This window comes from Halomonas qinghailakensis (assembly GCF_025820815.1).
Taxonomy (GTDB): Bacteria; Pseudomonadota; Gammaproteobacteria; order Pseudomonadales; family Halomonadaceae; genus Vreelandella; species Vreelandella qaidamensis.
This window is the reverse complement of the sequence record NZ_CP096973.1, coordinates 3,363,571-3,386,151: the sequence shown is the minus strand read 5'-3', so window position 1 is coordinate 3,386,151 and position 22,581 is coordinate 3,363,571. Positions and strand designations below refer to the sequence as shown.

The 22,581-nt window shown below is 53.0% G+C and carries 18 protein-coding genes; 12 read left to right on the top strand and 6 right to left on the bottom strand.

Annotation, left to right across the window (positions count from 1 at the left end; genetic code table 11):
* Positions 1-224 precede the first annotated feature (224 nt).
* The 9 genes from M0220_RS15385 to M0220_RS15345 all read left to right on the top strand — a co-directional run bounded on the left by M0220_RS15385 (position 225) and on the right by M0220_RS15345 (position 10,891).
* Entirely contained in the window at positions 225-632 is a 408-nt protein-coding gene (locus M0220_RS15385) for a MerR family transcriptional regulator (RefSeq protein ID WP_030072541.1), read from the top strand.
* Positions 633-638: 6 nt separating this feature from the next.
* Complete coding sequence (locus tag M0220_RS15380) at positions 639-1,808, top strand: isovaleryl-CoA dehydrogenase (protein ID WP_030072539.1); 1,170 nt, start codon at positions 639-641, stop codon at positions 1,806-1,808.
* Positions 1,809-1,818: 10 nt separating this feature from the next.
* Complete coding sequence (locus M0220_RS15375) at positions 1,819-3,426, top strand: carboxyl transferase domain-containing protein (RefSeq protein ID WP_030072537.1); 1,608 nt, start codon at positions 1,819-1,821, stop codon at positions 3,424-3,426.
* A gap of 11 nt (positions 3,427-3,437) precedes the next feature.
* Positions 3,438-4,271, top strand: coding sequence for an enoyl-CoA hydratase/isomerase family protein (locus M0220_RS15370; protein ID WP_264018139.1), 834 nt, complete (start codon positions 3,438-3,440; stop codon positions 4,269-4,271).
* Positions 4,268-6,307: an acetyl/propionyl/methylcrotonyl-CoA carboxylase subunit alpha gene (locus M0220_RS15365; protein ID WP_264018138.1), complete on the top strand. Its 2,040-nt coding sequence runs from the start codon at positions 4,268-4,270 to the stop codon at positions 6,305-6,307. The genes M0220_RS15370 and M0220_RS15365 overlap by 4 nt, the downstream gene beginning before the upstream one ends.
* A 10-nt stretch (positions 6,308-6,317) precedes the next feature.
* Positions 6,318-7,226, top strand: a complete 909-nt coding sequence (locus M0220_RS15360; protein WP_264018137.1) for a hydroxymethylglutaryl-CoA lyase — start codon at positions 6,318-6,320, stop codon at positions 7,224-7,226.
* A gap of 58 nt (positions 7,227-7,284) precedes the next feature.
* Entirely contained in the window at positions 7,285-8,988 is a 1,704-nt protein-coding gene (locus tag M0220_RS15355; protein WP_030072532.1) for an AMP-binding protein, read from the top strand.
* A 464-nt stretch (positions 8,989-9,452) separates the two neighbouring features.
* The gene (locus M0220_RS15350; RefSeq protein ID WP_264018136.1) at positions 9,453-10,277 is read left to right on the top strand and encodes a class I SAM-dependent methyltransferase; all 825 of its coding nucleotides are present in this window, start codon (positions 9,453-9,455) and stop codon (positions 10,275-10,277) included.
* Between the two features lie 44 nt (positions 10,278-10,321).
* Positions 10,322-10,891 carry a hypothetical protein gene (locus M0220_RS15345; protein ID WP_030072530.1) on the top strand — a complete coding sequence of 190 codons (570 nt, stop codon included), beginning with the start codon at positions 10,322-10,324 and terminating at the stop codon, positions 10,889-10,891.
* A gap of 12 nt (positions 10,892-10,903) precedes the next feature.
* Here M0220_RS15345 and M0220_RS15340 read toward each other — a convergent pair whose 3' ends face one another.
* A complete protein-coding gene (locus M0220_RS15340) occupies positions 10,904-12,802 on the bottom strand; it encodes a monovalent cation:proton antiporter-2 (CPA2) family protein (protein WP_264018135.1) in 1,899 nt (632 codons plus the stop codon).
* Positions 12,803-12,920: 118 nt separating this feature from the next.
* On the opposite strand from M0220_RS15340, the gene M0220_RS15335 reads away from it, so the two are divergent.
* From M0220_RS15335 to M0220_RS15325, 3 genes are read left to right on the top strand one after another with little or no spacing between them, the layout of a single operon-like run.
* Positions 12,921-13,214, top strand: a complete 294-nt coding sequence (locus tag M0220_RS15335; protein WP_264018134.1) for a trp operon repressor — start codon at positions 12,921-12,923, stop codon at positions 13,212-13,214.
* A 2-nt stretch (positions 13,215-13,216) separates the two neighbouring features.
* On the top strand, positions 13,217-14,641 hold the full coding sequence (locus M0220_RS15330; RefSeq protein WP_264018133.1) for an anthranilate synthase component I family protein: 1,425 nt from the start codon (positions 13,217-13,219) through the stop codon (positions 14,639-14,641).
* A complete protein-coding gene (locus M0220_RS15325; RefSeq protein WP_264018132.1) occupies positions 14,638-15,312 on the top strand; it encodes an anthranilate synthase component II in 675 nt (224 codons plus the stop codon). Before M0220_RS15330 ends, M0220_RS15325 begins: the two co-directional genes overlap by 4 nt.
* Here the strand turns inward: M0220_RS15325 and M0220_RS15320 are convergent.
* The 5 genes from M0220_RS15320 to relA form a co-directional block, all read right to left on the bottom strand.
* On the bottom strand, positions 15,296-15,511 hold the full coding sequence (locus tag M0220_RS15320; RefSeq protein WP_264018131.1) for a DUF1294 domain-containing protein: 216 nt from the start codon (positions 15,509-15,511) through the stop codon (positions 15,296-15,298). The genes M0220_RS15325 and M0220_RS15320 overlap by 17 nt on opposite strands.
* 96 nt (positions 15,512-15,607) lie before the next feature.
* Positions 15,608-16,627 carry a 23S rRNA pseudouridine(2604) synthase RluF gene (gene rluF / locus M0220_RS15315; RefSeq protein ID WP_264018130.1) on the bottom strand — a complete coding sequence of 340 codons (1,020 nt, stop codon included), beginning with the start codon at positions 16,625-16,627 and terminating at the stop codon, positions 15,608-15,610.
* Between the two features lie 79 nt (positions 16,628-16,706).
* Complete coding sequence (ppc, locus tag M0220_RS15310; protein ID WP_264018129.1) at positions 16,707-19,355, bottom strand: phosphoenolpyruvate carboxylase; 2,649 nt, start codon at positions 19,353-19,355, stop codon at positions 16,707-16,709.
* A gap of 40 nt (positions 19,356-19,395) precedes the next feature.
* The gene (gene mazG, locus M0220_RS15305; protein ID WP_030072510.1) at positions 19,396-20,241 is read right to left on the bottom strand and encodes a nucleoside triphosphate pyrophosphohydrolase; all 846 of its coding nucleotides are present in this window, start codon (positions 20,239-20,241) and stop codon (positions 19,396-19,398) included.
* Positions 20,241-22,517, bottom strand: a complete 2,277-nt coding sequence (gene relA, locus M0220_RS15300) for a GTP diphosphokinase (RefSeq protein ID WP_030072508.1) — start codon at positions 22,515-22,517, stop codon at positions 20,241-20,243. Before relA ends, mazG begins: the two co-directional genes overlap by 1 nt.
* Positions 22,518-22,581 lie beyond the last annotated feature (64 nt).

The following is a 22,581-nucleotide window of genomic DNA, read 5'->3' as shown; positions in this document are numbered from 1 at the left end:
GGTGCAAACTAGCAATCACTTGAGGGGTATTACAATTACAACTTTGGTCTACGCTTCTTTAACGTTTCTTCATTTTTGCAATATAAATTATTATTTTTCAAATAGTTATTAAAAAATATTGGAAATCACAAATGCACAACTACTGCTTTACGTTAACGTAAACTTGTTTTAGCCTCATGGTCAGTGTTCCATAGGGACATCCCCTATCGACGAGAACAACGATCATGAGCAAAACCTACACGATTAGTGAACTGGCCAGTGAGTTCGACGTTACTACTCGAAGCATTCGGTTTTATGAAGACCAGGAGCTACTTCATCCTACCCGCCGTGGTCAAACGCGTGTTTACAGCAGCAAAGATCGCGTGCGCTTGAAATTAACGCTTCGTGGTAAGCGGCTGGGGTTTTCCTTAGCAGAAATTCGCGAGCTATTTGAGCTATGGGACGAAACCCGCAGCGGTAGTGAAAAACAGCTACATCTGATGCTAAGCAAAATTGGTGAGCGACGCGCCGCTTTAGAACAGCAAATGAAAGACATCACAATGGTTCAGCTCGAGCTTGAGAGCGCCGAAATTCGTTGCCGCCAAGCGCTTGAAGAACTCAATGAAAAACCTCCTTTAACAATGACAAGGTGATTGACCATGTTTTCACACTATTCAGAACTCAATTTCGGCCTCGACGACGAACTGAACATGCTGCGCGAGCAGGTCAACGCCTTTGCCGCTAGCGAAATTGCTCCCCGCGCCGCTGAAATCGACCGCACCAACGAATTTCCTAACGATCTATGGAAGAAGTTTGGCGACATGGGTCTGTTAGGAATTACCGTTTCTGAAGAAGATGGCGGTAGCGGCATGGGCTACTTAGCTCACTGTATTGCTATGGAAGAAATTTCCCGGGCAAGCGCCTCGGTCGCGCTCTCCTATGGCGCACACTCAAACCTGTGCGTTAACCAGTTAAAGATTAACGCCACCGCCGCACAAAAAGAGAAATATCTGCCCAAGCTGATTAGCGGCGACCACGTAGGTGCATTAGCAATGTCAGAGCCCGGCGCTGGCTCTGACGTTGTTTCCATGCAGCTGCGTGCCAAGCTAGATGGTGATCATTACATCCTTAACGGCAACAAGATGTGGATCACTAATGGCCCCGACGCCGATGTCCTGGTGGTGTACGCCAAAACCGACCCCGACGCCGGCTCTAAAGGCATCACCGCCTTTATTATCGAAAAAGGCATGCCTGGCTTCTCTACTGCCCAAAAGCTCGACAAGCTAGGCATGCGCGGCTCCAACACCTGCGAACTGGTCTTCCAGGACTGCAAAGTCCCTGCCGAAAACGTGCTTGGCGAGGTTGGTAAAGGGGTTCGCGTTCTTATGAGCGGGTTGGATTACGAGCGCGCCGTACTGGCGGCTGGTCCTATTGGCATTATGCAGGCCGCCATGGACGTTGTGCTGCCCTACATTCATGAGCGTAAGCAGTTCAACCAGTCGATTGGTGAGTTCCAGCTGGTGCAAGGCAAGGTGGCAGATATGTACACCACGCTGAACGCTTGTCGCGCTTACCTGTACGCCGTTGCCGGTGCCTGCGACCGCGGCCAGACCTCGCGTAAAGACGCGGCTGGCGTGATTCTTTACTGCGCAGAGAAAGCCACCCAAGTTGCGCTAGATGCCATTCAGCTACTGGGCGGCAACGGCTATATCAACGAGTACCCCACCGGTCGCCTTCTGCGCGATGCCAAACTGTATGAAATTGGCGCGGGCACCAGCGAAATTCGCCGGATGCTGATTGGCCGCGAACTCTTCACCGAAACAAAGTAAGGGCCGCGCCATGAGCACACTCTCTACACAGATCAATCCCCGCAGCGACGTCTTTCAAACCAACGCCGCCTCCATGCTGGGAGAAGTTTCCAAGCTCCGAGAATTAACCGCTGCCGTCGCTCAGGGCGGCGGTTCAAAGGCGCGTGAGCGTCACGAAAGCCGCGGCAAGCTATTTGTGCGTGACCGTATCGATCACTTAATTGACGAAGGCTCGCCGTTTTTAGAGTTTTCCGCCTTGGCAGCCCATCACGTTTACGATAGTGACGTACCTGCAGCAGGCGTGGTAACGGGCATTGGCCGAGTATCTGGCGTTGAGTGCGTGATTGTGGCAAACGATGCCACGGTAAAAGGCGGTACGTATTTTCCGCTCACGGTGAAAAAGCACCTGCGTGCCCAAGAAATCGCCCGCAAACACCGTTTACCGTGTATCTATTTAGTGGATTCTGGCGGCGCTTTCTTGCCCCGCCAGGATGAAGTATTCCCCGATCGCGACCACTTCGGGCGCATTTTCTATAACCAAGCCACCATGTCGGCAGAAGGCATCCCTCAAATAGCCGTGGTGATGGGTTCCTGCACGGCTGGCGGTGCTTATGTACCCGCCATGGCGGATGAATCCATCATCGTTAAAGAACAGGGCACGATTTTCCTGGGCGGCCCGCCGTTAGTAAAAGCGGCCACCGGCGAAAACATCAGTGCAGAAGACCTTGGCGGTGCGGATGTTCACGCTAAAGTGAGCGGCGTGGCCGACCACTACGCTGAAAACGACGCTCACGCCCTGCAGCTGGCACGCGCCTGTGTGTCGCGCCTGAACTGGCAAAAGCGCGGCAAATTAGCCATGCAAGCGCCCAAGCCACCCAAACTCGATCCTAGCGAATTGTACGGCATTGTCGGCACTGACCTTAAAAAGCCTTACGACGTTCGCGAAGTGATCGGGCGGATTGTCGATAGCTCTGATTTTGACGAGTTCAAACGCTACTACGGCGACACGCTAGTCACCGGTTTTGCGCATATCCACGGCTACCCAGTTGGCATCGTCGCGAACAATGGCGTGCTGTTCTCAGAGAGTGCGGTTAAAGGTGCGCACTTTATTGAGCTATGTGCCCAGCGCAAAATTCCGCTGGTATTCCTGCAAAACATTACTGGCTTCATGGTTGGCTCGAAGTACGAGCATGAAGGCATCGCTAAGCACGGCGCGAAGTTAGTCACCGCCGTGGCATGTGCCAAAGTGCCTAAGTTCACCGTTTTGATTGGCGGCAGCTTCGGCGCGGGCAACTACGGTATGTGTGGCCGCGCCTACGACCCTAATCTGCTGTTTATGTGGCCCAATGCGCGCATTTCGGTCATGGGTGGCGAGCAGGCAGCAGGCGTGCTTTCCCAGGTCAAACGTGAGCAGTACGAGCGCGATGGCCGCGAGTGGACTAAAGAGGAAGAAGAAGCCTTCAAACAGCCTACCCGCGATCAGTATGAGCACCAGGGCCACCCTTACTATGCCAGTGCCCGCTTATGGGACGATGGCGTGATTGACCCACTTCAGACCCGGGATGTACTAGGGCTTTCGCTAGCCGCCGCCATGAATGCTGAAGTAGAAGAGACACGCTTCGGCGTGTTCCGGATGTAAGGGCAAACACGATGGCTTACTCAACACTACTGATCGAAAAGGGCGTGGCACGCCTGACCTTAAACCGCCCAGAGGTGCATAACGCCTTTGACGACAGCTTAATCGCTGAATTAAATGCGCATCTAGACGAATTGCATGCGCTAGCCAACGCCGGTGACGTTCGGGTGGTGGTGCTTGGCTCTGAAGGTAAAAGCTTCTCTGCGGGCGCTGACCTTAACTGGATGAAGCGCATGGTCGATTATGACCTGGAAAACAATCTAGCGGACTCACGCAAACTCTCAGCGCTGATGCATGGGCTAGATACCCTGCCTTGCCCCACGGTTTGCCGTGTGCAGGGGGCAGCCTTTGGCGGTGCAGTGGGCCTCGCTGCCTGTTGCGATGTGGTGGTTGCCTCAGATAAAGCTAAGTTCTGCCTGTCGGAAGTAAAAATTGGCCTATCGCCTGCGGTGATTAGCCCCTATGTGCAGCGCGCCCTTGGCGAACGCCAAATGCGCCGCTACGCACTCACCGCTGAAGTGATGGATGCGCCCACGGCGCTGGCGCTAGGCTTGGCACACCACGTGGTTGAACACGATGCCTTGGATAGCGCCGTAGATGCCATGCTCGATACCCTTCTGGGCGGCTCTCCCCAAGCTCAGCGGGCGACCAAAGCGTTGTTGGCAAATGTGGCCCAAGCACCCGACAGCGATACCACTCGAGAGCACACCTGCCAAGTGATCGCCAAGCTGCGAGTGAGCCAAGAGGGTCAAGAGGGCTTAGCTAGCTTTTTTGAAAAGCGCCGCCCTTTCTGGACACAACCGTCAGGCCTTCAAGAAAACAATACTGCTGCGGAGCCACGCTCATGACGCTTGACCTTACTAAATTCGACACGTTGCTAGTGGCCAACCGCGGTGAAATTGCCTGCCGCGTGATGCGCACCGCCCGCCGCATGGGGCTAAAAACCGTTGCCGTTTATTCAGACGCCGATGCCACCGCCCGCCATGTTCGTGAAGCTGATGAAGCCGTTCGCTTAGGCCCCGCCGCCGCCCGCGAAAGCTACCTTAATGTTGATGCAGTTATCGACGCGGCCAAGCGCACCGGTACCGGCGCTATTCACCCCGGCTACGGCTTTCTTTCAGAAAATGGTGGGTTCGTTAAAGCGCTTGAGCAGGCAGGCATTATCTTTGTTGGCCCCCCTGCGTCGGCGATTGCCGCCATGGGCGACAAATCTGCTGCAAAAGCGCGTATGGCCAATGCAGGCGTGCCGCTGGTACCTGGCTACCATGGCGATGACCAAGATGATGCTCTGCTGCGCAGCGAAGCCGACAAAATCGGTTACCCAGTGATGCTGAAAGCCAGCGCTGGTGGCGGTGGTAAAGGCATGCGCGTGGTTGAAAGCGGTGAAGGCTTTCAAGCAGCGCTTGATGGCTGTCGGCGCGAATCCAAAGCCGCTTTCGGCGACGACCGCATGTTGATTGAGAAGTACCTTGTGCAGCCCCGCCACGTCGAAGTACAGGTATTCTGCGACCGCTATGGCAATGGCGTGTACTTATTCGAGCGGGATTGCAGCGTTCAGCGCCGCCATCAAAAAGTCATTGAAGAAGCGCCAGCCCCCGGCATGACGCCAGAACTGCGCAGTGCGATGGGCGACGCCGCCGTTCGCGCCGCAAAAGAAATTGGCTATGTGGGTGCAGGTACCGTGGAGTTCCTGCTCGACGCCGACGGCTCGTTCTACTTTATGGAGATGAACACTCGCCTGCAGGTTGAGCATCCTGTTACCGAGATGATTACCGGCCAAGATTTAGTCGAGTGGCAGCTGCGCGTTGCCATGGGCGAACCGCTCCCCTGCACCCAAGACGAGCTGACCATCACCGGCCATAGCTTTGAAGCACGCCTGTATGCCGAAGACCCAGAGCAAGACTTCCTGCCGGCTACCGGCTTATTAACTCGCTTCGCCCTAGATTTAGAAGGTGCTGACTTAGATAGCGATCGGGTGCGGTTAGATAGCGGTGTGGAAAGCGGTGATGTGGTTTCCATGCACTACGACCCCATGCTGGCCAAACTGATTGTTCACGGCGCTGACCGAGATGCGGCACTCGCTACCCTCAACCGCGCTTTGGCAGCACTGGATGTGCAGGGCGTGGTGACCAACCGTGCCTTCCTACAGCGCTTGGCAAATCACCCTGGCTTTAAAAACGTTGAGCTTGACACGCGTTTTATTGAACGCAATGAAGCCACGCTGTTTGCCCCGCGCAGCTACTCTACCGAAGCTTATGCCAGCGCCGCACTTATCGGCCTGAACCAACTAGCCCAAGAGTGCGAAAGCGACTCCCCCTGGGATCGTCACGACGGCTTCCGCCTAAATGCCCCCCATACCATTCGTATTGCACTGTGTGACCCGGCAAGTGCCCAGGCAGCCGACAGCGACGAAGCGGTGGTGGTTGTTGAAGGTAAGCGTGAAAGCGGCGAATCGCTTTGGAATCTGACCATCGGTGATCAAACGCTGACCGCTAGCCTACAATCGCTGACAGGCGATGCGGTAGCCGTCACGCTAAACGGCCACCGCCGCCGTCTACAGGCACGACGCGATGGCCATATTGTAGTGATGGCTGAACCCAGTGGCGAAACACGCCTCTTCTGGCGGCGTATTGATGCCATTGACCACGGTCATCATGAAGCCGAATCGACGCTCACCGCCCCCATGAATGGCACCGTTGTCGCGCTACTGGTAGAACCTGGCGCGGCGGTCGAGAAAGGCATGCCATTGATGGTGATGGAAGCGATGAAGATGGAGCACACGATGACTGCGCCTACCGATGGTAGCGTGGAGACGTTCCACTTCCAGTCGGGCGATACCGTGAGTCAAGGTGACGTGCTACTCGACTTTGCCCCCAGCGAATAGGAGCTAACCGATGGCACTGCCTACGTCTATTAAACTGTTTGAAATGGCCCCCCGCGATGGCCTACAAAACGAACCGGGCACCCTGGTGCCCACCGCCACTAAGATAGAACTGATCGAACGGCTGGCTAATGCTGGCCTCACCCATATTGAGGCCGCCAGCTTTGTCTCGCCTAAATGGGTACCGCAAATGGGCGATGCCAGTGAGGTAATACGCGGTATTGCTCGCAAACCCGGCGTAGTTTACTCAGCGTTAACCCCTAACCTGAAGGGGCTAGAAGGCGCATTGGCAGCTGGCGTTGAAGAAGTGGCGGTATTTGGCGCCGCCTCTGAAGCGTTCTCTCAGAAAAATATCAACTGCTCGATTGCGGAGTCGCTGACGCGCTTTGAACCAGTGCTTGCGCGAGCCAATGAAGCAGGCGTACGTGTGCGTGGCTATGTGTCCTGCGTGTTGGGCTGCCCCTATGAAGGTGAGATTTCGCCGCAAAAAGTCGCCGAGGTAGCCAACGCACTTTATGAAATGGGCTGCTATGAAATCTCCCTGGGTGACACCATCGGTGTAGGCACGCCGCTAGCCGCTAAGCGGATGATTGAAGCTACCCGCCAGCAGGTACCCATCGAGTATTTGGCCGCCCATTTCCACGATACTTACGGCATGGCGCTAGCTAACCTGTATGCCGTAATGGAAGAAGGCGTGGGCGTGATTGACGCAGCGACAGCAGGGCTTGGTGGCTGCCCCTATGCCAAAGGTGCCTCCGGCAATGTGGCCACTGAAGACGTACTTTATCTTCTTGAGGGGCTGGGCATTAACACCGGCATCGACCTCCAGGCAGTGATTGATACCGGCGTCTGGATCACTCAACAGCTTGGCCGCAAGCCCAGTTCTAAAGTCGCGTTGGCCAAAGGCACTGGCACACAATAATAATTAGACGCCACCTGCTTTCCCGTTTAGACAAAAAAAAGACTTCGGAGAGATACTCATGGCATCACCTGCACACACCCTACCCAGCTATACCAGCAGCACTGCAGACAAACCGCTGCTAGGCATGACCATTGGCGATAAATTTGACCAAATCGCCGCACAATATCCTGATAACGACGCGCTGATCGCTCTTCATCAGAACATCCATTGGAGCTACCGCCAGCTTCAGGAAGAGGTGAACCGCTGCGCCCGCGCGTTGCTGGCTATTGGCGTGCAAAAAGGCGACCGAGTTGCTATCTGGGCACCCAACTGCAGCGAGTGGACCCTGACCCAGTTTGCCACCGCCAAGATTGGCGCCATTTTGGTGAATATTAACCCTTCTTACCGCACCCATGAGCTGGACTACGCGCTCAATCAATCTGGGGCGCGTTTTCTGATTACTGCTAATCAATTCAAAAGCTCTGATTACACCGCCATGCTGTTTGAGCTTGCACCTGAGCTAAACAGTAGCGCAGAAGGTCAGCTAAAAGCACAAAAGCTGCCCAAGCTTGAGTGCATCATCAACCTGAGCAGTGACAAGCATCGTGGCATGTGGCGCTGGGAAGATTTTATTCAGGAAGCCAACAAGGTCAGCCAGACAGATGTTGATGACCTACAGGCCACGCTGCAGTTTGATGACCCGATCAATATTCAGTACACCTCGGGCACCACGGGCTTTCCAAAAGGCGCGACGCTCTCCCACCACAACATTCTTAACAATGGCTTCTTTGTTGCCGAAAGCATGGGCTTTACCAGCGAAGACCGCTTGGTCATCCCCGTGCCACTCTACCACTGCTTCGGCATGGTGATGGGTAACCTGGGCTGCATGACCCATGGCGCAGCGATGATTTACCCGGATGAAGGCTTTGACCCCGGTAAAGTGCTAAAAGCAGTACACGAGCAAAAAGCCACCGCGCTGTATGGCGTACCCACCATGTTTATCGCCGAACTAGAGCACCCCGACTTTGCCACTACTGATTTTTCCTCGCTGCGCACCGGCATTATGGCGGGCTCTATCTGCCCTGCAGAAATCATGAGGCAGGTCATCGAAAAGATGAACATGAAGGGCGTACAGATCGCCTATGGCATGACCGAAACTAGCCCAGTGTCTACCCAAACCGGCGCGAATGACACGATTGAAAAGCGCGTTTCGACCGTTGGCCGCACCCAGCCCCACCTGGAGAGCAAGATTGTCGACCCCGGTAATGGCGGCATTCTGCCCCGTGGTGAAATTGGCGAGCTGTGCACCCGTGGCTACAGCGTGATGCTCAAGTATTGGAACAATGAGAAAGCCACGGTTGAAGCCATTGACGAAGCTGGCTGGATGCACACGGGCGACCTTGCCACTATGGACGAGGAAGGCTATATCCAGATCGTTGGCCGCATTAAAGATATGGTGATCCGCGGCGGTGAGAATGTATACCCCAAAGAGATCGAGGAGTTTTTATACGCCCACCCAGCGATTTCAGAGGTACAGGTCACCGGCGTGCCAGACAAGAAGTATGGAGAAGAGTTAATTGCCTGGGTGAAGCTCAACAGCAGCGCAGGAGACGTTACAGGAGAAGACCTGCGCGAGTATTGCAAAGGCAAAATCACGCACTTCAAGATTCCCCGCTACTTTAAATTTGTTGATGAGTTCCCAATGACGGTGACGGGTAAAATTCAGAAATTTAAAATGCGCGAAATTTCTATCCAAGAGCTTGGGCTTGAAGATCAGAAATAACCCTTTAATTAACGCCGGCCCATGGTCGTAATGCCAGTCAGCTAAGGCTACTGGCATTACTCCCTAGCCCCATATAGCAAAGCGGCCTCCTCAAGCGTGCATCGCACGTTATTCCCGAGTCACCGCACTGTCATTCCCGAGTCACCGCATTGTCATTCCCAAATCACCGCACTGTCATTCCCGAGTCACCGCACTGTCATTCCCGAGTGGGGTTATCGGGAATCTACCTTGACCTTGACCTGCAGCAGCCCGCAACCCCAGGTCAACATGGATTCCCGCTAAGGGCCTGCGGGAATGACGAAGTGGCAGAGCCTGCGGGAATGACGAAGTGGCAGAGCCTGCGGGAATGACGAGGGCGGCTCGGAGGGCTGGTGTGGAGTCATCGTCAAGCACTTATTAAACAAAAAAACCAGCCCACCAGCTAATGGTCGGCGTTAATTTTTGTAAGGTATTGAGACACCAATATGTCCACTCAACAGCAGCTAGCCGAGCACTACCACCAAGGGTTACGCGATGACGATATTGTTAGCCAAATTCGCACCCACTACCCTGATGGTCCGACGCTTCACCAACTTGCCCCGCTAGACCAGCTACACATCGGTGGCATTGCCGCTTCTAAAAAGCTGCTTAACCTGCTTGATCCTTCGCAGCATACAAATGTGCTTGATATAGGGTCGGGATTGGGCGGATTAATGCGCCAAGGGGCAGCGCTAGGTTTTCAACTTACCGGTTTAGATATTACCCACCGCTTTAACGTCCTTAACCAGGCGCTGACTGACTTATCAGCCTCTCCTGCCAACGCACCACTTTGCTGGGTGACGGGGGATGCCTGCTCGCTACCCTTTCCAGAGAACACCTTTGATGCAGTGCTGTTTCAGCATAGCCTGATGAATATGCCTGACCCAGCCCGCGTTATTGCCGAAAGCCGACGTGTGATTCGCCCAGGCGGCCAGCTTGTCATGCATGAAGTGGTCAGCGGTGAAAACCTTGCCAATCTACGCTATCCCGTGCCTTGGGCAGCATCACCAGAGCACTCACACTTGCTTACGTTGACCGAACTAACGGGCTTATTGGAAGCAAACGGCTTTCAGCTTGAGCACAGTGAAGATTGGAGCAGCACAGCGCTTGAGTGGCGTCAGCGGCAACGCCAAAAAGAGCAGACCAATACTGACGCTGTGCTCTCTCCACAATGGGTATTTGGCGAGCGTTTTTTAAAAATGGGCAAAAATCTGCTAGATAATTTATCGAATAATGCAATTAACGTGGTAGAAATCAGCGCCTGTTGCTAGGCTGGTTAAGATAACTTCCTTAGCAAGGGACACGAGGAACGCCAATGAAACGCTTGGCAAGCACCCTATTTTGTAGCTTTGCTGGCTCCATGCTGCCATTTATGAGCTGTTTAGCCAACGGCGGAGATACCGATCTCGCCTATGCGTCTCCTAACAGCGAGTTTATGTCCCTGCGCAACGGTGTCGTTTTAGAAGGCAGTGACTTAAGCAGCCTTGATAGTTACACCACTGGCTTTCGCTTTACGGCAGGTTTTAGCCCATGGCAGCTACCACAGTTGGATATTGGCGCTGAAATTGCCTACCGCGAAAGTGAAGAAGTTCCCATCTCTTCCAGTGTTGACCCTCTTATCATGGATACTCTCAGCTTGGGCGGAGCGATCGTAGCTGGCGTGAGAATGGGCGCTTTTAGTATTTACGCTAAGTCTGGCCTCACCGAGTGGCGTGGCGAAACCGATCAACCACTAGCCGATGATGGCGGCACCGCCTTTCTTCAGGGCTTTGGTGCCACAATGACCATCAATCGCTTAGTCAGCCGGGTAGAGTACGAACGCATCGATGCCCCCACCCTCAGCCACCTCAATATGTTAAGCGCTTCCCTGCACCTGCCGTTTTGACAAACGCATATTTTAGCGTTTTTCTTCGGGTGCCTGTTCAGGTGGTGTCCATACGGGTTCTTCTGCCTGATCTGGCTCACTCCAGCCATGTTGCATGGATTGGCCTAGCGCCTCTTCCAGCTTCATAAACAGTTCGCCGTATCGCGGACTAAAGCTAATCCCCTCTTCAATTTCTTTCCAGGCTTCAAACAGCTCATCTTCATGAGCATTTTCATGTTGTTCAAACGTATCTGTCATCTGCTTGGCACGCATAGGGTGAATCCCCATTGCCGTTAACGTATGACCACCAAGCGTCAGTGCAGAGTGATAAACCTCTCTGGTCACATCGTCAGCCCCCGCTTCGCGAAGCTGATACCCATGGCCGCGATCAAATGCACGCGCTAATACCCAAACGTTGGGATAGTAATGCTTGACGTGCTTAACCATATCAACAGCACGCTCGCGATCATCAATCGCCACCACCATCACTCGCGCGTTGGCGATACCCGCAGTTTCAAGTAAATCTGAACGACTGGCATCGCCAAAATAGCTTTTAATTCGAATATGGCGGAGCAGTTCAATTTGCTCCATTTCAAGATCTAAGGCCACGATGGGAATGTTATTGGCGCGCAACAAGCGACATACAATCTGCCCAAAACGACCGACACCGGCGATGATCACCGGCGCTTGCTCTTCGATCCTATCGGCATCGCGAGTACTGTTTTCAGCTGTTTGATAGCGCGGCAGTACTAAGCGGTCATAGGCAATAAACAAAAGCGGCGTTGCAAACATGGAAAACGCGACAACTAATGACAGTAATTGCGACACATCCAGCGGAATAACATTGCTCTGCACGCTGTAAGTTAACAGCACAAACCCAAATTCCCCTGCCTGGGCAAGGCTTAACGTAAACAGCCAACCATTGCTGCTTCGAACCCGGAACAGTAATGCTAAACCAAATAAAACGATGCCCTTTACAAGGATAACGACAAGCACGAGCACTACTACCATTGCCCACTGCTCGGCAAATACTTGGAAATTTATACCCGCCCCGACGGTGATAAAAAACAGTCCTAGTAAAAGCCCTTTGAACGGCTCGATATTGGCCTCTATCTCGTGCTTGAATTCGCTGTTAGCGAGTACGATACCTGCTAGAAACGCACCAAGTGCTGGAGACAAATTGACAATTCCCATCAGCGCAGCAATGCCAATAACCAGCATTAAAGCGGCAGCCGTAAATACTTCTCTCAAGCCGGAAGAAACTACGTAGCGAAACAGTATTGGGCCAAGATAATGTCCACCCATAATAACAACGCCTATGGCTCCCACTACTACCAGGCCATGGAGCCATGCCGACATACCCTCTACAAGACTAAGGCTGCCGTGTTCAATATTATTTCCGCTTTCTCCCGTTAGCTCGGGTAGCGCCAATAACGGAATCAGCGCCAGCATCAAAATCACCGCGAGATCCTGAAACAACAGCACTGAAAAAGCGCTACGCCCACCTTCGGTTTTTGTGAGCCCTTTTTCATTTAAGGTTTGCAGCACAATCGCTGTTGAGGAAAGTGCGAAAATCAGCCCAATAGCAAGAGACGTTTGCCAAGCAAGTCCCAGCCACCAGGCAATGGCCGCGCCTGCAGCAGCAGTAATCACTACCTGCAAACCGCCTAGCCCTACTAGCCGTATCCGCATGACCCACAGACCTTTTGGGTCAAGCTCCATACCGACTAAAAACAGCATCATCACAACGCCGAACTCAGCAAAATGCTGAATAGTAGTGGTTTCTTGCCCTACTAGCCCCAACACAGGGCCAATCACTACCCCTGCTACCAAATAACCAAGCACCGAACCCAGCCCTAAACGCTTGGCCAGGGGAACAGCAATCACCGCTGCAATAAGATAGATAAACGCTTGAATAAAGTAACCAGTCATTGGGTTTCCTCAAATTGCCGCGAACGGCTTGACTTCGCTGAGCAATAAGTTACTGTACTAGTACGCTAGTACAGTAACTTATTACTTAATTGTTGTGGCTACACAGTGAGCTCGCTCTATGTCATTTGATGATGACCTTCAGGCGGATTTAATACGCTACCTGCTTGCCATTGATTCGCCGGAGGCGATGCACGAGGCACTGGCTAGTTTATTAACGCCCGCAGAGTACCAAGAAATCAGTAAGCGCCTACAGATTTTTAAGCTTCTACGTGACGGTGTCCCCCATCGCAAAATTGCTGAAACGCTGGGCGTTGGTATTGCCACGGTTTCCCGGGGTTCACGCGCTTTAACAGCGCAACCCTCTTCATCGTTACCCTCATTAATACCGTCACCCACTTCACGGACCGATTAATCATGACGACGACTACGCCTGCTTCATCAGGCCCGCAGCCTTTCACGTTGCCGCGCAAACCTCACTACGTTACCTTGGCAGCAGACTGTGATTTTTTTGCACTGTTTCAAAAAATTGAGCGTCAATTTGATACCTGTTACATGCTGGAATCACTCGGCGAAGATAGCCATATGGCGCGCCACTCTATTATTGGCTTTGACCCGGAATACACGCTCTACGCCAATGGCAGCACGCTGACGATTGAAGATCGTGACGGCCATGCAAACCACTATCCAAGCGATAACCCTTATGAACTGCTGCGCAGCCTGATTCCCCAGAATATTATTTCCCGTAAGTATGCAGGTGGGCTAAGCGGTTATCTCGGTTATGACGCCATGCAATACTTTGAGCCTTCGCTAACGTTGAAAGCTAGTGACGATTTCGACACGTTTCGGTTTGGCCTTTATAAAGATGGCTTGATCCTCGACAAAATGACCGGGGAAGTCACCTATTTTTATTACGACAATAGCCGCTATGAGTTTTTGCAAACCTTGATCGACGCTGATGATTTACCTGCTGGCGCGTTGCACATCACTGCGTTGGGCGACACCATGAGCCGCGAAGAGCATGCTGAAGCAGTGGCCAAAGTGAAACAGGATATTATCGACGGTAAGGTGTTTCAGTGCGAAGTCGGCTTTAAAAAACGCTTTAGCATTAAAGGCGACACATTAGCGCTCTACGATCAGTTGCGCACGATCAACCCATCGCCACAGATGTACTACGTAAAATTCGGCGAGCAGAAGCTAATTGGTGCAAGCCCGGAACTTCTGTTCAGGCTCCGCCAGGGCGAAATGGAGACCTTCCCGCTGGCAGGAACCACCACGCGTGGCAAAACCCCGCAAGAAGACACTCAGTTAGCTCGTGCACTACTCAACGACCCTAAAGAGATTGCCGAACACAATATGATTGTGGATCTACACCGCAATGATATTGGTCGAGTGGCGCAGTTTGGCACGGTAAAAGTGCGTAGCCTGATGGATATCAAACGCTTTAGCCACGTGCAGCATATCTCCAGTGAAATTGTCGGTATTATTGCTGAAGGCGAGGATATGTTTACCTCACTTGCCAGTAACTTCCCCGCGGGTACGCTGACAGGCGCGCCTAAAATTGAAGCAATGAAAATTATCGATGATTTGGAAATCGATGGGCGTGGCCCTTACGGCGGCGCAGTTGGCCAGTTCTCTTTCAACGGCGACTGCACCTTCGCGATTCCGATTCGTACGGTGTTTGTAAACGGTGAAAGCGCTTACGTACAAACCTGTGGCGGCAACGTGTTTGATAGCAACGCCGAAGACGAGTACGAGGAAATTCGCCGTAAATTTGCCGGCACACGCAAAGCCCTTGCCCCTTTTATGAGCGCAGGTACGGACATGGAGAGCCAAGCATGAAAGTGCTAATTATCGATAACTATGACTCCTTCACCTATAACCTGTATCAGTTTATTGGTGAGATTTTGACCACGGAGAAGAATCGCGGCGAGCTGCCCCATTTCGAGATACTTGTTAAACGCAACAACCAGATCGACTTCAAAGCCATTGAAGCCATGGCACCTGATCGCATTATCATCTCTCCTGGCCCAGGCTCGCCGGATGACCCGCGTTACTTTGGGGTCTGTGCTGAAGTCATCGAAAAACTAGGTAAAACTACGCCACTGTTGGGCGTTTGCTTAGGCATGCAAGGCATTGTGCATGTCTTTGGCGGCAAGGTAGTGAAAGCACCGCTGCCGATGCACGGCAAAATCAGCCCGATCAACCACAACAACCGCTCGGTGTTTAATGGCGTACCCGACCAGCTTGAGGTAATGCGCTATCACTCATTGATTGCCGATGCGTTCACTCTGCCCGACTGTTTGGAAGTAACCGCAGCGGTAGGCGCTTTAGGCGCTGATAAGTTTGAACAACGTAGCCACTGGCAAACGATAGACGAATTTGAATTAATGGGCGTAAAGCACCGCGACTACCCCATTCATGGCATTCAGTTTCACCCTGAATCGTTTGCTACTGAAGGAGGCAAAGAGTTAATTGCTAACTTCCTTTTTGCACCTAACCCAGCGGCATAACGGCTAACAGCCCCGATAACGCAGCCACATTGAGCACCACGGTGACCCAAAAGAGACGCCGAAAGCGGGTCTTTTGGGTCTTATGCCGTAGACGTTGTTGCGCCAGCCACGCTCCCGGCCAACCACCCGCAAGTGCCATCAGGTGGAGCGTTTTCTCGCTCACTCGGCGGCGGCGTTTAACTGCCGCCCTTTTATCCACGGCATAAACCCCATATGTGATCACGCTGACCAACACATAGGACGCTGCAACAAGACTTATCATTTGTTAGTCATCTTAATCTGCTCGGCGCACGCATTATTTGCGCCGCTGTAGCGGCTTGCTCGTAGCAAGCTTGCTACGCCCAGCGCGATTTTTATTGACCGGCTTTCCTTTGCCTTTAGCAGCCGGCTTTCCAGATGGTTTGCCCCTACCGCTGGGCTTACCGGAAGCAGCCGTTTTGGCTTTAGGGTCTTGGTGCTTTTTATTGGCTGCTTTAGCGTCAGGTGGTGCTCGTTTAGCTGCTGGTTTCTTTGCTTTTTTCGCACTGGAGCGTGCACTGTAGTTAGGCCTTTCGGTCGCATCGAATTTTTTGGGTTTGTTTTTTTCGGGCGCAGCCCCAGAGCGTTCGGTTAACGCAATGATAGTGTCGATCTCTTTGGGAGTTAAATCCCGCCAGTCGCCCAGAGCCAATCCTTGCAGAGAGACATTCATAATTCGCGTGCGAACCAGCTGGGTGACCTCGTAGCCAAAGTACTCGCACATACGGCGGATCTGGCGGTTCAGCCCTTGCACCAGCGTAATAGTGAACACAAACGTCGACTCTTTGGTCACTTTACACTTTTTAGTCACTTGCCCCAGGATAGGCACACCCTTTTGCATGCCTGCCACAAATTCATCGGTAATCGGCTTATTGACGGTTACCACATACTCTTTTTCGTGATTGTTATTGGCGCGCAGGATTTTATTAACCAAGTCGCCGTTATTGGTCAAAAAGATAAGCCCTTGTGAATCTTTATCCAGCCGCCCGATCGGGAAAATTCGTGTACCGTGCTTAACGAATTCAACAATATTGTCTTTTTCGCTGGACTCAGTGGTGCTGACAATTCCCACCGGCTTATTTAGCGCAATAAGCACTAAATCCTCTTCTTCCTGAGGCTCTATGTCCTGACCGTTGACCTTAACCCGATCACCCGGCACCACTTGGTCGCCTGTCGTTGCCCGACGCCCATTAATCCAAACGTTGCCTTGCTCAACATAGCGGTCAGCCTCTCGGCGGGAACATAAACCACTTTCGCTGATGTATTTATTGATACGGGTAGATTTTCGTAACGACATAAAGCGTCAACCAACGGTAGTCGATTAAAAAAGCGCTGCCGCCAAATGGCAGCAGCGCTGATTGAGCAAAACAGTGGGCTTAACCCGTATTGCGTAAACCTGCCGCAATACCGGCCATGGTCACCATAAGCGCACGAGAGAGATCTGCACTAATAGCACCATCGGCGTCCCGATTACGCTGTAGAAGTTCCGCTTGCAAGCCATGAAGCGGGTCGATGTAAGGGTTGCGCACATCAATTGCTTGGCGAATAAGCGGGGTGTTTTCAAGCAGCTTCTCTTGCTGGAGAATATCCAACACCACGTTTTCAAGCCGCTCAAAACGCTCCCGTAGTTTCTTACCCAGCGCTTTCAGCGAAGGCTCATCGACCAAACGATGCTCATAGTAAGCGGCAATCGCGACATCTGCTTTGGCCAATAGCATCTCTAACATATCAAGATAGGTGCCAAAAAAGGGCCACTGACTGCGCATTTCTTGCAACACTTCCCGACCACCTGGCTGCTCTATACGCCGCGAGAATGCTTCTCCGCTGCCCAACCAAGCGGGTAGCATCAGGCGAATCTGTGTCCAGGCAAAAATCCACGGAATGGCTCGTAACGTCTCCACGCCGCCATCTTGACGGCGTTTAGTCGGCCGAGAACCAAGCGGCAGTCTGCCCAGTGCGCCTTCCGGCGTAACCGCTCGGAAGTAGGGAACAAAGTCAGGATCTTCACGCACCACGCCCACGTAGGCGGCATGGGCCACTTTCGCCAGCTGGTCCATCTCTTCACGCCAGTGAGGTTCAGGTGCAGGCGGTGGCAATAATGTCGCCTCCATGACCGCACAGGCGTAAATTTCCATAGAGCGCAGCGCGATATCTGGCTGACCAAACTTAAAGCGGATCATTTCGCCTTGCTCTGTTACCCGTAGGCTGCCATTCACTGAGCCCGGCGGCTGGGAAAGGATCGCCGCATGCGCGGGGCCGCCGCCACGACCAACGGTGCCACCACGACCATGAAAGAGCGTCAAATCCACGCCATGTTTTTCACATACGTTCACTAACGATTCTTGGGCACGGTACTGTGCCCAGGCAGCAGCAAGCTGTCCGGCGTCTTTAGCAGAGTCTGAATAGCCAATCATGACCTCTTGGCGGTCTTTCGCCAGGGCCCGGTAACCGGGAAGCGCCAGCAATTGGTCAACCACATCGCCCGCATGATCAAGGTCGTTGAGGGTTTCAAACAGTGGTGCAATAGGCAGCGTGACTTGGCCGCCCACCTCCTTCATCAATAACGCAACGGTTAATACGTCAGAAGGCTCGGCAGCCATCGAGATAATATAGGTACCCAACGCTTCAGCATGCTCTTGGGCAATCACTTTGAAGGTATCGAGCACTTCACGGGATTCTGCCGAACACTCCCAACGGCGTGGGATCAGCGGCCGCCGTGATTCAAGCTCAGCGAGCAGAAACTCTTGGCGCTGAGCTTCGTTCCAGTCCTGGTAATGGCCCAAGCCCAATGCACTGGTGAGTTCTTCCATTACCTGGGCATGGCGACTGGCCTCTTGGCGCAAGTCAAGTTTGGTCAGCGTGACACCGAACACTGCTACCCGACGCAAGGTATCCAGCAGCGCACCGTTTGCGATGGTGTCCAGCCCGACATCACACAACGAGCGGTAGCATGCCAGCAGCGGCGCGTAGAGCTGGTCTCGGGTTTCAATAATTGGTCCACCGTCATAGTTACGGCCGTCCAACTCTGCTTTAGCCCAGTCGCGTGTGGCTTCCATTTTATTCAGCAGACGCTTAAGCAGCTCGCGGTAAGGCTCGGCAACTTCTCCCACCTCTGCCTTCAAGGCGCTGTTGGCTTTCCACATTGAAAGCTCGGTTTTCAGCTGTTCAAGATCACGTAAATAGAGATCAGCGGCCATCCATCGGCCCAACAACAGCACCTCTCGCGTTACCCGCGCGGTGACATTTGGATTGCCATCTCGGTCACCGCCCATCCAGGAGGCGTAGCGAATGGGCGCGGCATCCAACGGCAAACGTTCGCCGGCAGTATCGAGTAATAAATTATCCAAATCGCGATGGAAGTCTGGCACTGCCTGCCATAAGGAGTTTTCGATAACCGCAAAGCCCCATTTGGCCTCATCCACGGGGGTTGGCCGTTCATGACGAATCTCATCGGTATGCCACGCCTGACTGATCAACTCTTCCAAGCGGCCCTGGGCACGAGTGCCACGCTCTGGGTAGTCTTCAGAGCTTTCAATGGCGGTTAGGCATTCGTCGATAGCGTCGTATTTTTGAATCAACGTGCGGCGAATAACTTCTGTAGGGTGGGCAGTCAGCACTAGCTCAACGCGCATACTGGCCAGGGTTTCTACTAATTTACGGGGTGAATTACCCGCCTGCTGTGCACGGCTTAGCAGCTCACCAAGTACGGGCTGGGAGCCAGGCTTGTAGTCTTCCACCCGGCGAAAGCGCGCCCGGTAGTGCTGCTCAGCAATATTGGCAAGGTTCAAAAATTGGTTAAACGCACGCGTCACTGGCAGCAGATCGCGTTCAGGCAACTGACGTAGATACTCTATAAGCTCACGCTGCTGCAGTGAATCGCCCTGGCGTCCCCGCTTGGCATGGGCACGAATCGTTTCAATTTTATCAACAAATGACTGGCCTAAATCATCGGCAATCGTACGGCCCAGGCTATCACCGAGAATACGCACGTTATCACGTAGCGATTCGTGTAGGTCGTGACTCATTGGCATGGCCTCCTTACGGGGTCGCATTAGTTGTTAAAAGTCAGTTGTTAAGGGGTAAGCGTTTTTCTTGTGCTTTAGCGGCTTGCCAATGGGTTTCCATTTCATCAAGCGAGGCGTCGGCTAGCGGACGCGCAGCGGCGGCAAGCTCGCGCTCTACGTAGCGAAAGCGGCGCTCAAATTTTGTATTTGTGGTACGCAAGCATTGCTCAGGATCAGCGCCCAAGGTGCGAGCTAAATTGGTCACTGCAAACAACAGGTCGCCAACTTCTTCTTGAGCGTGCTGTTGGTTGCCCTCGGCTAGGGCTTCTTCAACTTCAGCCAGCTCTTCACGTATTTTGTCCAACACACCGCTGGCATCCGGCCAGTCGAACCCGACCCTAGCGGCGCGCTTTGAAAGCTTAGCGGCACGACTAAGCGCAGGCAGCGTCCGTGGAACATCGTCAAGTACAGAGGGTGCGCTCTGCGGTGCACGCTCGGCACGCTCATCGGCTTTAAGCGCTTCCCAGCGTGAATTGACCTGCTGGGTTTGTACGTACTCGGCACTCACTCCAGGTGGGCGCCGTGACGCTAGCGTGCCATCAGGAAATACATGCGGATGACGTCGCAACATCTTTGCGGTCAATGTATCGACGATGTCGTGAAAGTCGAAGCGCTGCTCTTCGGCACCAAACTGGGCGTAGTAAACCACTTGAAACAGCAGGTCACCCAGTTCGCCGGGCAATTCATCAAAAGCGCGCCGCTCGATAGCGTCAGCAACTTCGTAAGCCTCTTCAAGCGTATGGGGCACGATGCTGTCCCAATCTTGCTTAATATCCCAAGGACACCCCTGGTCCGCATTACGAAGTACCGACATCAATGTCAGCAGATCCTCTACGCTATAACGCATCAGGCGCCTCCTTTACGGACATTTTTCTCTGGGTCTGCATTGCGCAAACGACGCACTTCGGTGACATTGGGCAACTGCTGGATACGGGAAAACAAACGGCCTAACGCTTCTAGACCATCGACTTCCAGAGTGATGCGTAAACGAGCGATCCCCTCGTCGGTATCGGTCAGTGTGTTCACTGCTAATACATTAACCTTCTCGTTGCCTAGTAGCCCGGTCACGTCACGCAGCAGGCCAGAGCGATCCCAGGCTTGAATTTCAATAGTGACGGGGTAACGGGTCTGGGCGCGCTCGCCCCACTCAACTTCGATAATGCGTTGGGGCTCTTCCATACGCAATTGAAGGATGTTGCTGCAATCCTGGCGATGTACAGTGACGCCGCGACCTTGGGTAATAAAGCCAACGATCGGTTCGCCTGGCACTGGCCGACAGCAATTCGCCATGCTGGTTTTTAAGTTACCAACACCTAGCACAGTGATATCACTTTGGGTCGCTTTACTTGTCTGGCGGCGCGGCTTCGCCAGCAACCGATCTAATTGCTCTTGATCGTCCGTTTCACCAAACAACTGCTGGGCTTGATGAAGTACTTGGCCGATGCGCAGGTCGCCTGCCCCAAGCGCCGCATACATATCGTCGGCGTTTTGGTAGTTAACTGCACCGGCAAGCTTAGTAAGGTCAAGCCCTTCAACATCTAAACGGCGCATTTCACGCTCGAACAGCGACCGCCCTTCCTCTAAATTTTGGTCTCGCGCTTGGTACTTAAACCATGCCTGAATTTTGGCCCGCGCGCGCGAGGTGCGCACATAGCCCAAACTGGGGTTTAACCAGTCGCGGCTGGGGCCGCCTTTGGTGGCCGTTAAAATCTCGACTTGCTGGCCAGTTTTTAGCTTATATGTCAGCGGTACTATCCGGCCATTGATCTTTGCGCCACGGCAGCGGTGACCAATTTCAGTGTGCACGCGGTAAGCGAAATCAATAGGCGTGGCAATACGCGGCAGGTCTATGACATGACCATCAGGGGTGAAGACATAGATGCGGTCTGGCGCTACATCGCTAGAGAGCCCTTCTCGCAGATCGCCAAACCCACCCACTTCATCTTGCCACTCAAGCACTTGGCGTAACCAGGCAATTTTCTCTTCATAACTGCGGCTTTTAGCATTGGTATCGTGGCCTTTATATCGCCAGTGCGCGCATACGCCTAACTCTGCTTCGTCGTGCATAGCAAAGGTGCGAATCTGGATTTCCAGCACCTTATTTTCTGGTCCCATCACTGCAGTATGCAGCGACTGATAACCATTTTTCTTCGGGTTGGCGATATAGTCATCAAATTCATTGGGAACATGGTGCCAACGGGAGTGAACGATCCCTAACACCGTGTAGCAATCGGCCACATCAGGAACCAGAATGCGCACCGCACGCACGTCGTGCACCTGGGAAAAATCAATCCGTTTACGCTTCATTTTGCGCCAGATTGAGTAAATATGCTTGGCTCGCCCATCTACATCGTAATGATGAATATTTTGGGCTTCCATCAAGCTCTTGATGGTTTCTACCACGTCATGAATATAGCGATCACGGTCTAAGCGCTTTTCAGCCAGCAGCTTAGCAATCGCTTTGTACTCTTCTTCATGCAAATAGCGGAACGACAGGTCTTCAAGTTCCCACTTGATTTGGCCTATCCCTAGTCGATGAGCAAGCGGCGCATAAATATCGGCAACTTCACGTGCTACCTGCAGACACTTTTCACGGGGGGCGTCTTTCACTTGGCGCAAAGCACAGGTGCGTTCTGCAATTTTAATCAGCGCAACACGCACATCCCCCACCATATTAACCAGCATTTTGCGTAGATTTTCCTGCTGGTTATGCTGTCCCATACTATGGTTAGGCGCTAGCGGGTAGCTAATAGCTGCCATTTGCAAAACGCCGTCAATCAGCTTCGCAACTTCTTCACCAAAACGTTTGGTAACGGCATCTAGACTTAGCAGCCCCTCGCGAACAGCACGGTACAATACGGCAGCTTCAAGGGTTGTTTGATCAAGTTTAAGCTCGGCCAGTATGTCGGCCATTTCCAGTCCCATACGAAAACTTGATCCTGGTGAGAGCCACACGCGATGGGTCTGCGGTGCCTCTCGCTCTAACTGTTCGGCAAGTTCACACGCCTGCAATAATCGCTCAGGCTCGCGTAAGCGCACATCCTCTTGAAGGCGCGCTAACCACTGCTGTATGTCCACTTTTCCGCTTTCAGTAAGCGGCTGGTCTTCACGCACTTTCACCATGACAATGATTCATCCTTTCAGGGTGACGGCTATCCATGTTCCGTCACCGAGGCTTGATGCAATA

Coding starts and splice junctions, on each gene's coding strand:
- M0220_RS15385 (WP_030072541.1), top strand. CDS start 225: ATGAGCAAAACCTACACGATTAGTGAACTGGCCAGTGAGTTCGACGTT.
- M0220_RS15380 (WP_030072539.1), top strand. CDS start 639: ATGTTTTCACACTATTCAGAACTCAATTTCGGCCTCGACGACGAACTG.
- M0220_RS15375 (WP_030072537.1), top strand. CDS start 1,819: ATGAGCACACTCTCTACACAGATCAATCCCCGCAGCGACGTCTTTCAA.
- M0220_RS15370 (WP_264018139.1), top strand. CDS start 3,438: ATGGCTTACTCAACACTACTGATCGAAAAGGGCGTGGCACGCCTGACC.
- M0220_RS15365 (WP_264018138.1), top strand. CDS start 4,268: ATGACGCTTGACCTTACTAAATTCGACACGTTGCTAGTGGCCAACCGC.
- M0220_RS15360 (WP_264018137.1), top strand. CDS start 6,318: ATGGCACTGCCTACGTCTATTAAACTGTTTGAAATGGCCCCCCGCGAT.
- M0220_RS15355 (WP_030072532.1), top strand. CDS start 7,285: ATGGCATCACCTGCACACACCCTACCCAGCTATACCAGCAGCACTGCA.
- M0220_RS15350 (WP_264018136.1), top strand. CDS start 9,453: ATGTCCACTCAACAGCAGCTAGCCGAGCACTACCACCAAGGGTTACGC.
- M0220_RS15345 (WP_030072530.1), top strand. CDS start 10,322: ATGAAACGCTTGGCAAGCACCCTATTTTGTAGCTTTGCTGGCTCCATG.
- M0220_RS15340 (WP_264018135.1), bottom strand. CDS start 12,802: ATGACTGGTTACTTTATTCAAGCGTTTATCTATCTTATTGCAGCGGTG.
- M0220_RS15335 (WP_264018134.1), top strand. CDS start 12,921: ATGTCATTTGATGATGACCTTCAGGCGGATTTAATACGCTACCTGCTT.
- M0220_RS15330 (WP_264018133.1), top strand. CDS start 13,217: ATGACGACGACTACGCCTGCTTCATCAGGCCCGCAGCCTTTCACGTTG.
- M0220_RS15325 (WP_264018132.1), top strand. CDS start 14,638: ATGAAAGTGCTAATTATCGATAACTATGACTCCTTCACCTATAACCTG.
- rluF (WP_264018130.1), bottom strand. CDS start 16,627: ATGTCGTTACGAAAATCTACCCGTATCAATAAATACATCAGCGAAAGT.
- ppc (WP_264018129.1), bottom strand. CDS start 19,355: ATGAGTCACGACCTACACGAATCGCTACGTGATAACGTGCGTATTCTC.
- mazG (WP_030072510.1), bottom strand. CDS start 20,241: ATGCGTTATAGCGTAGAGGATCTGCTGACATTGATGTCGGTACTTCGT.
- relA (WP_030072508.1), bottom strand. CDS start 22,517: ATGGTGAAAGTGCGTGAAGACCAGCCGCTTACTGAAAGCGGAAAAGTG.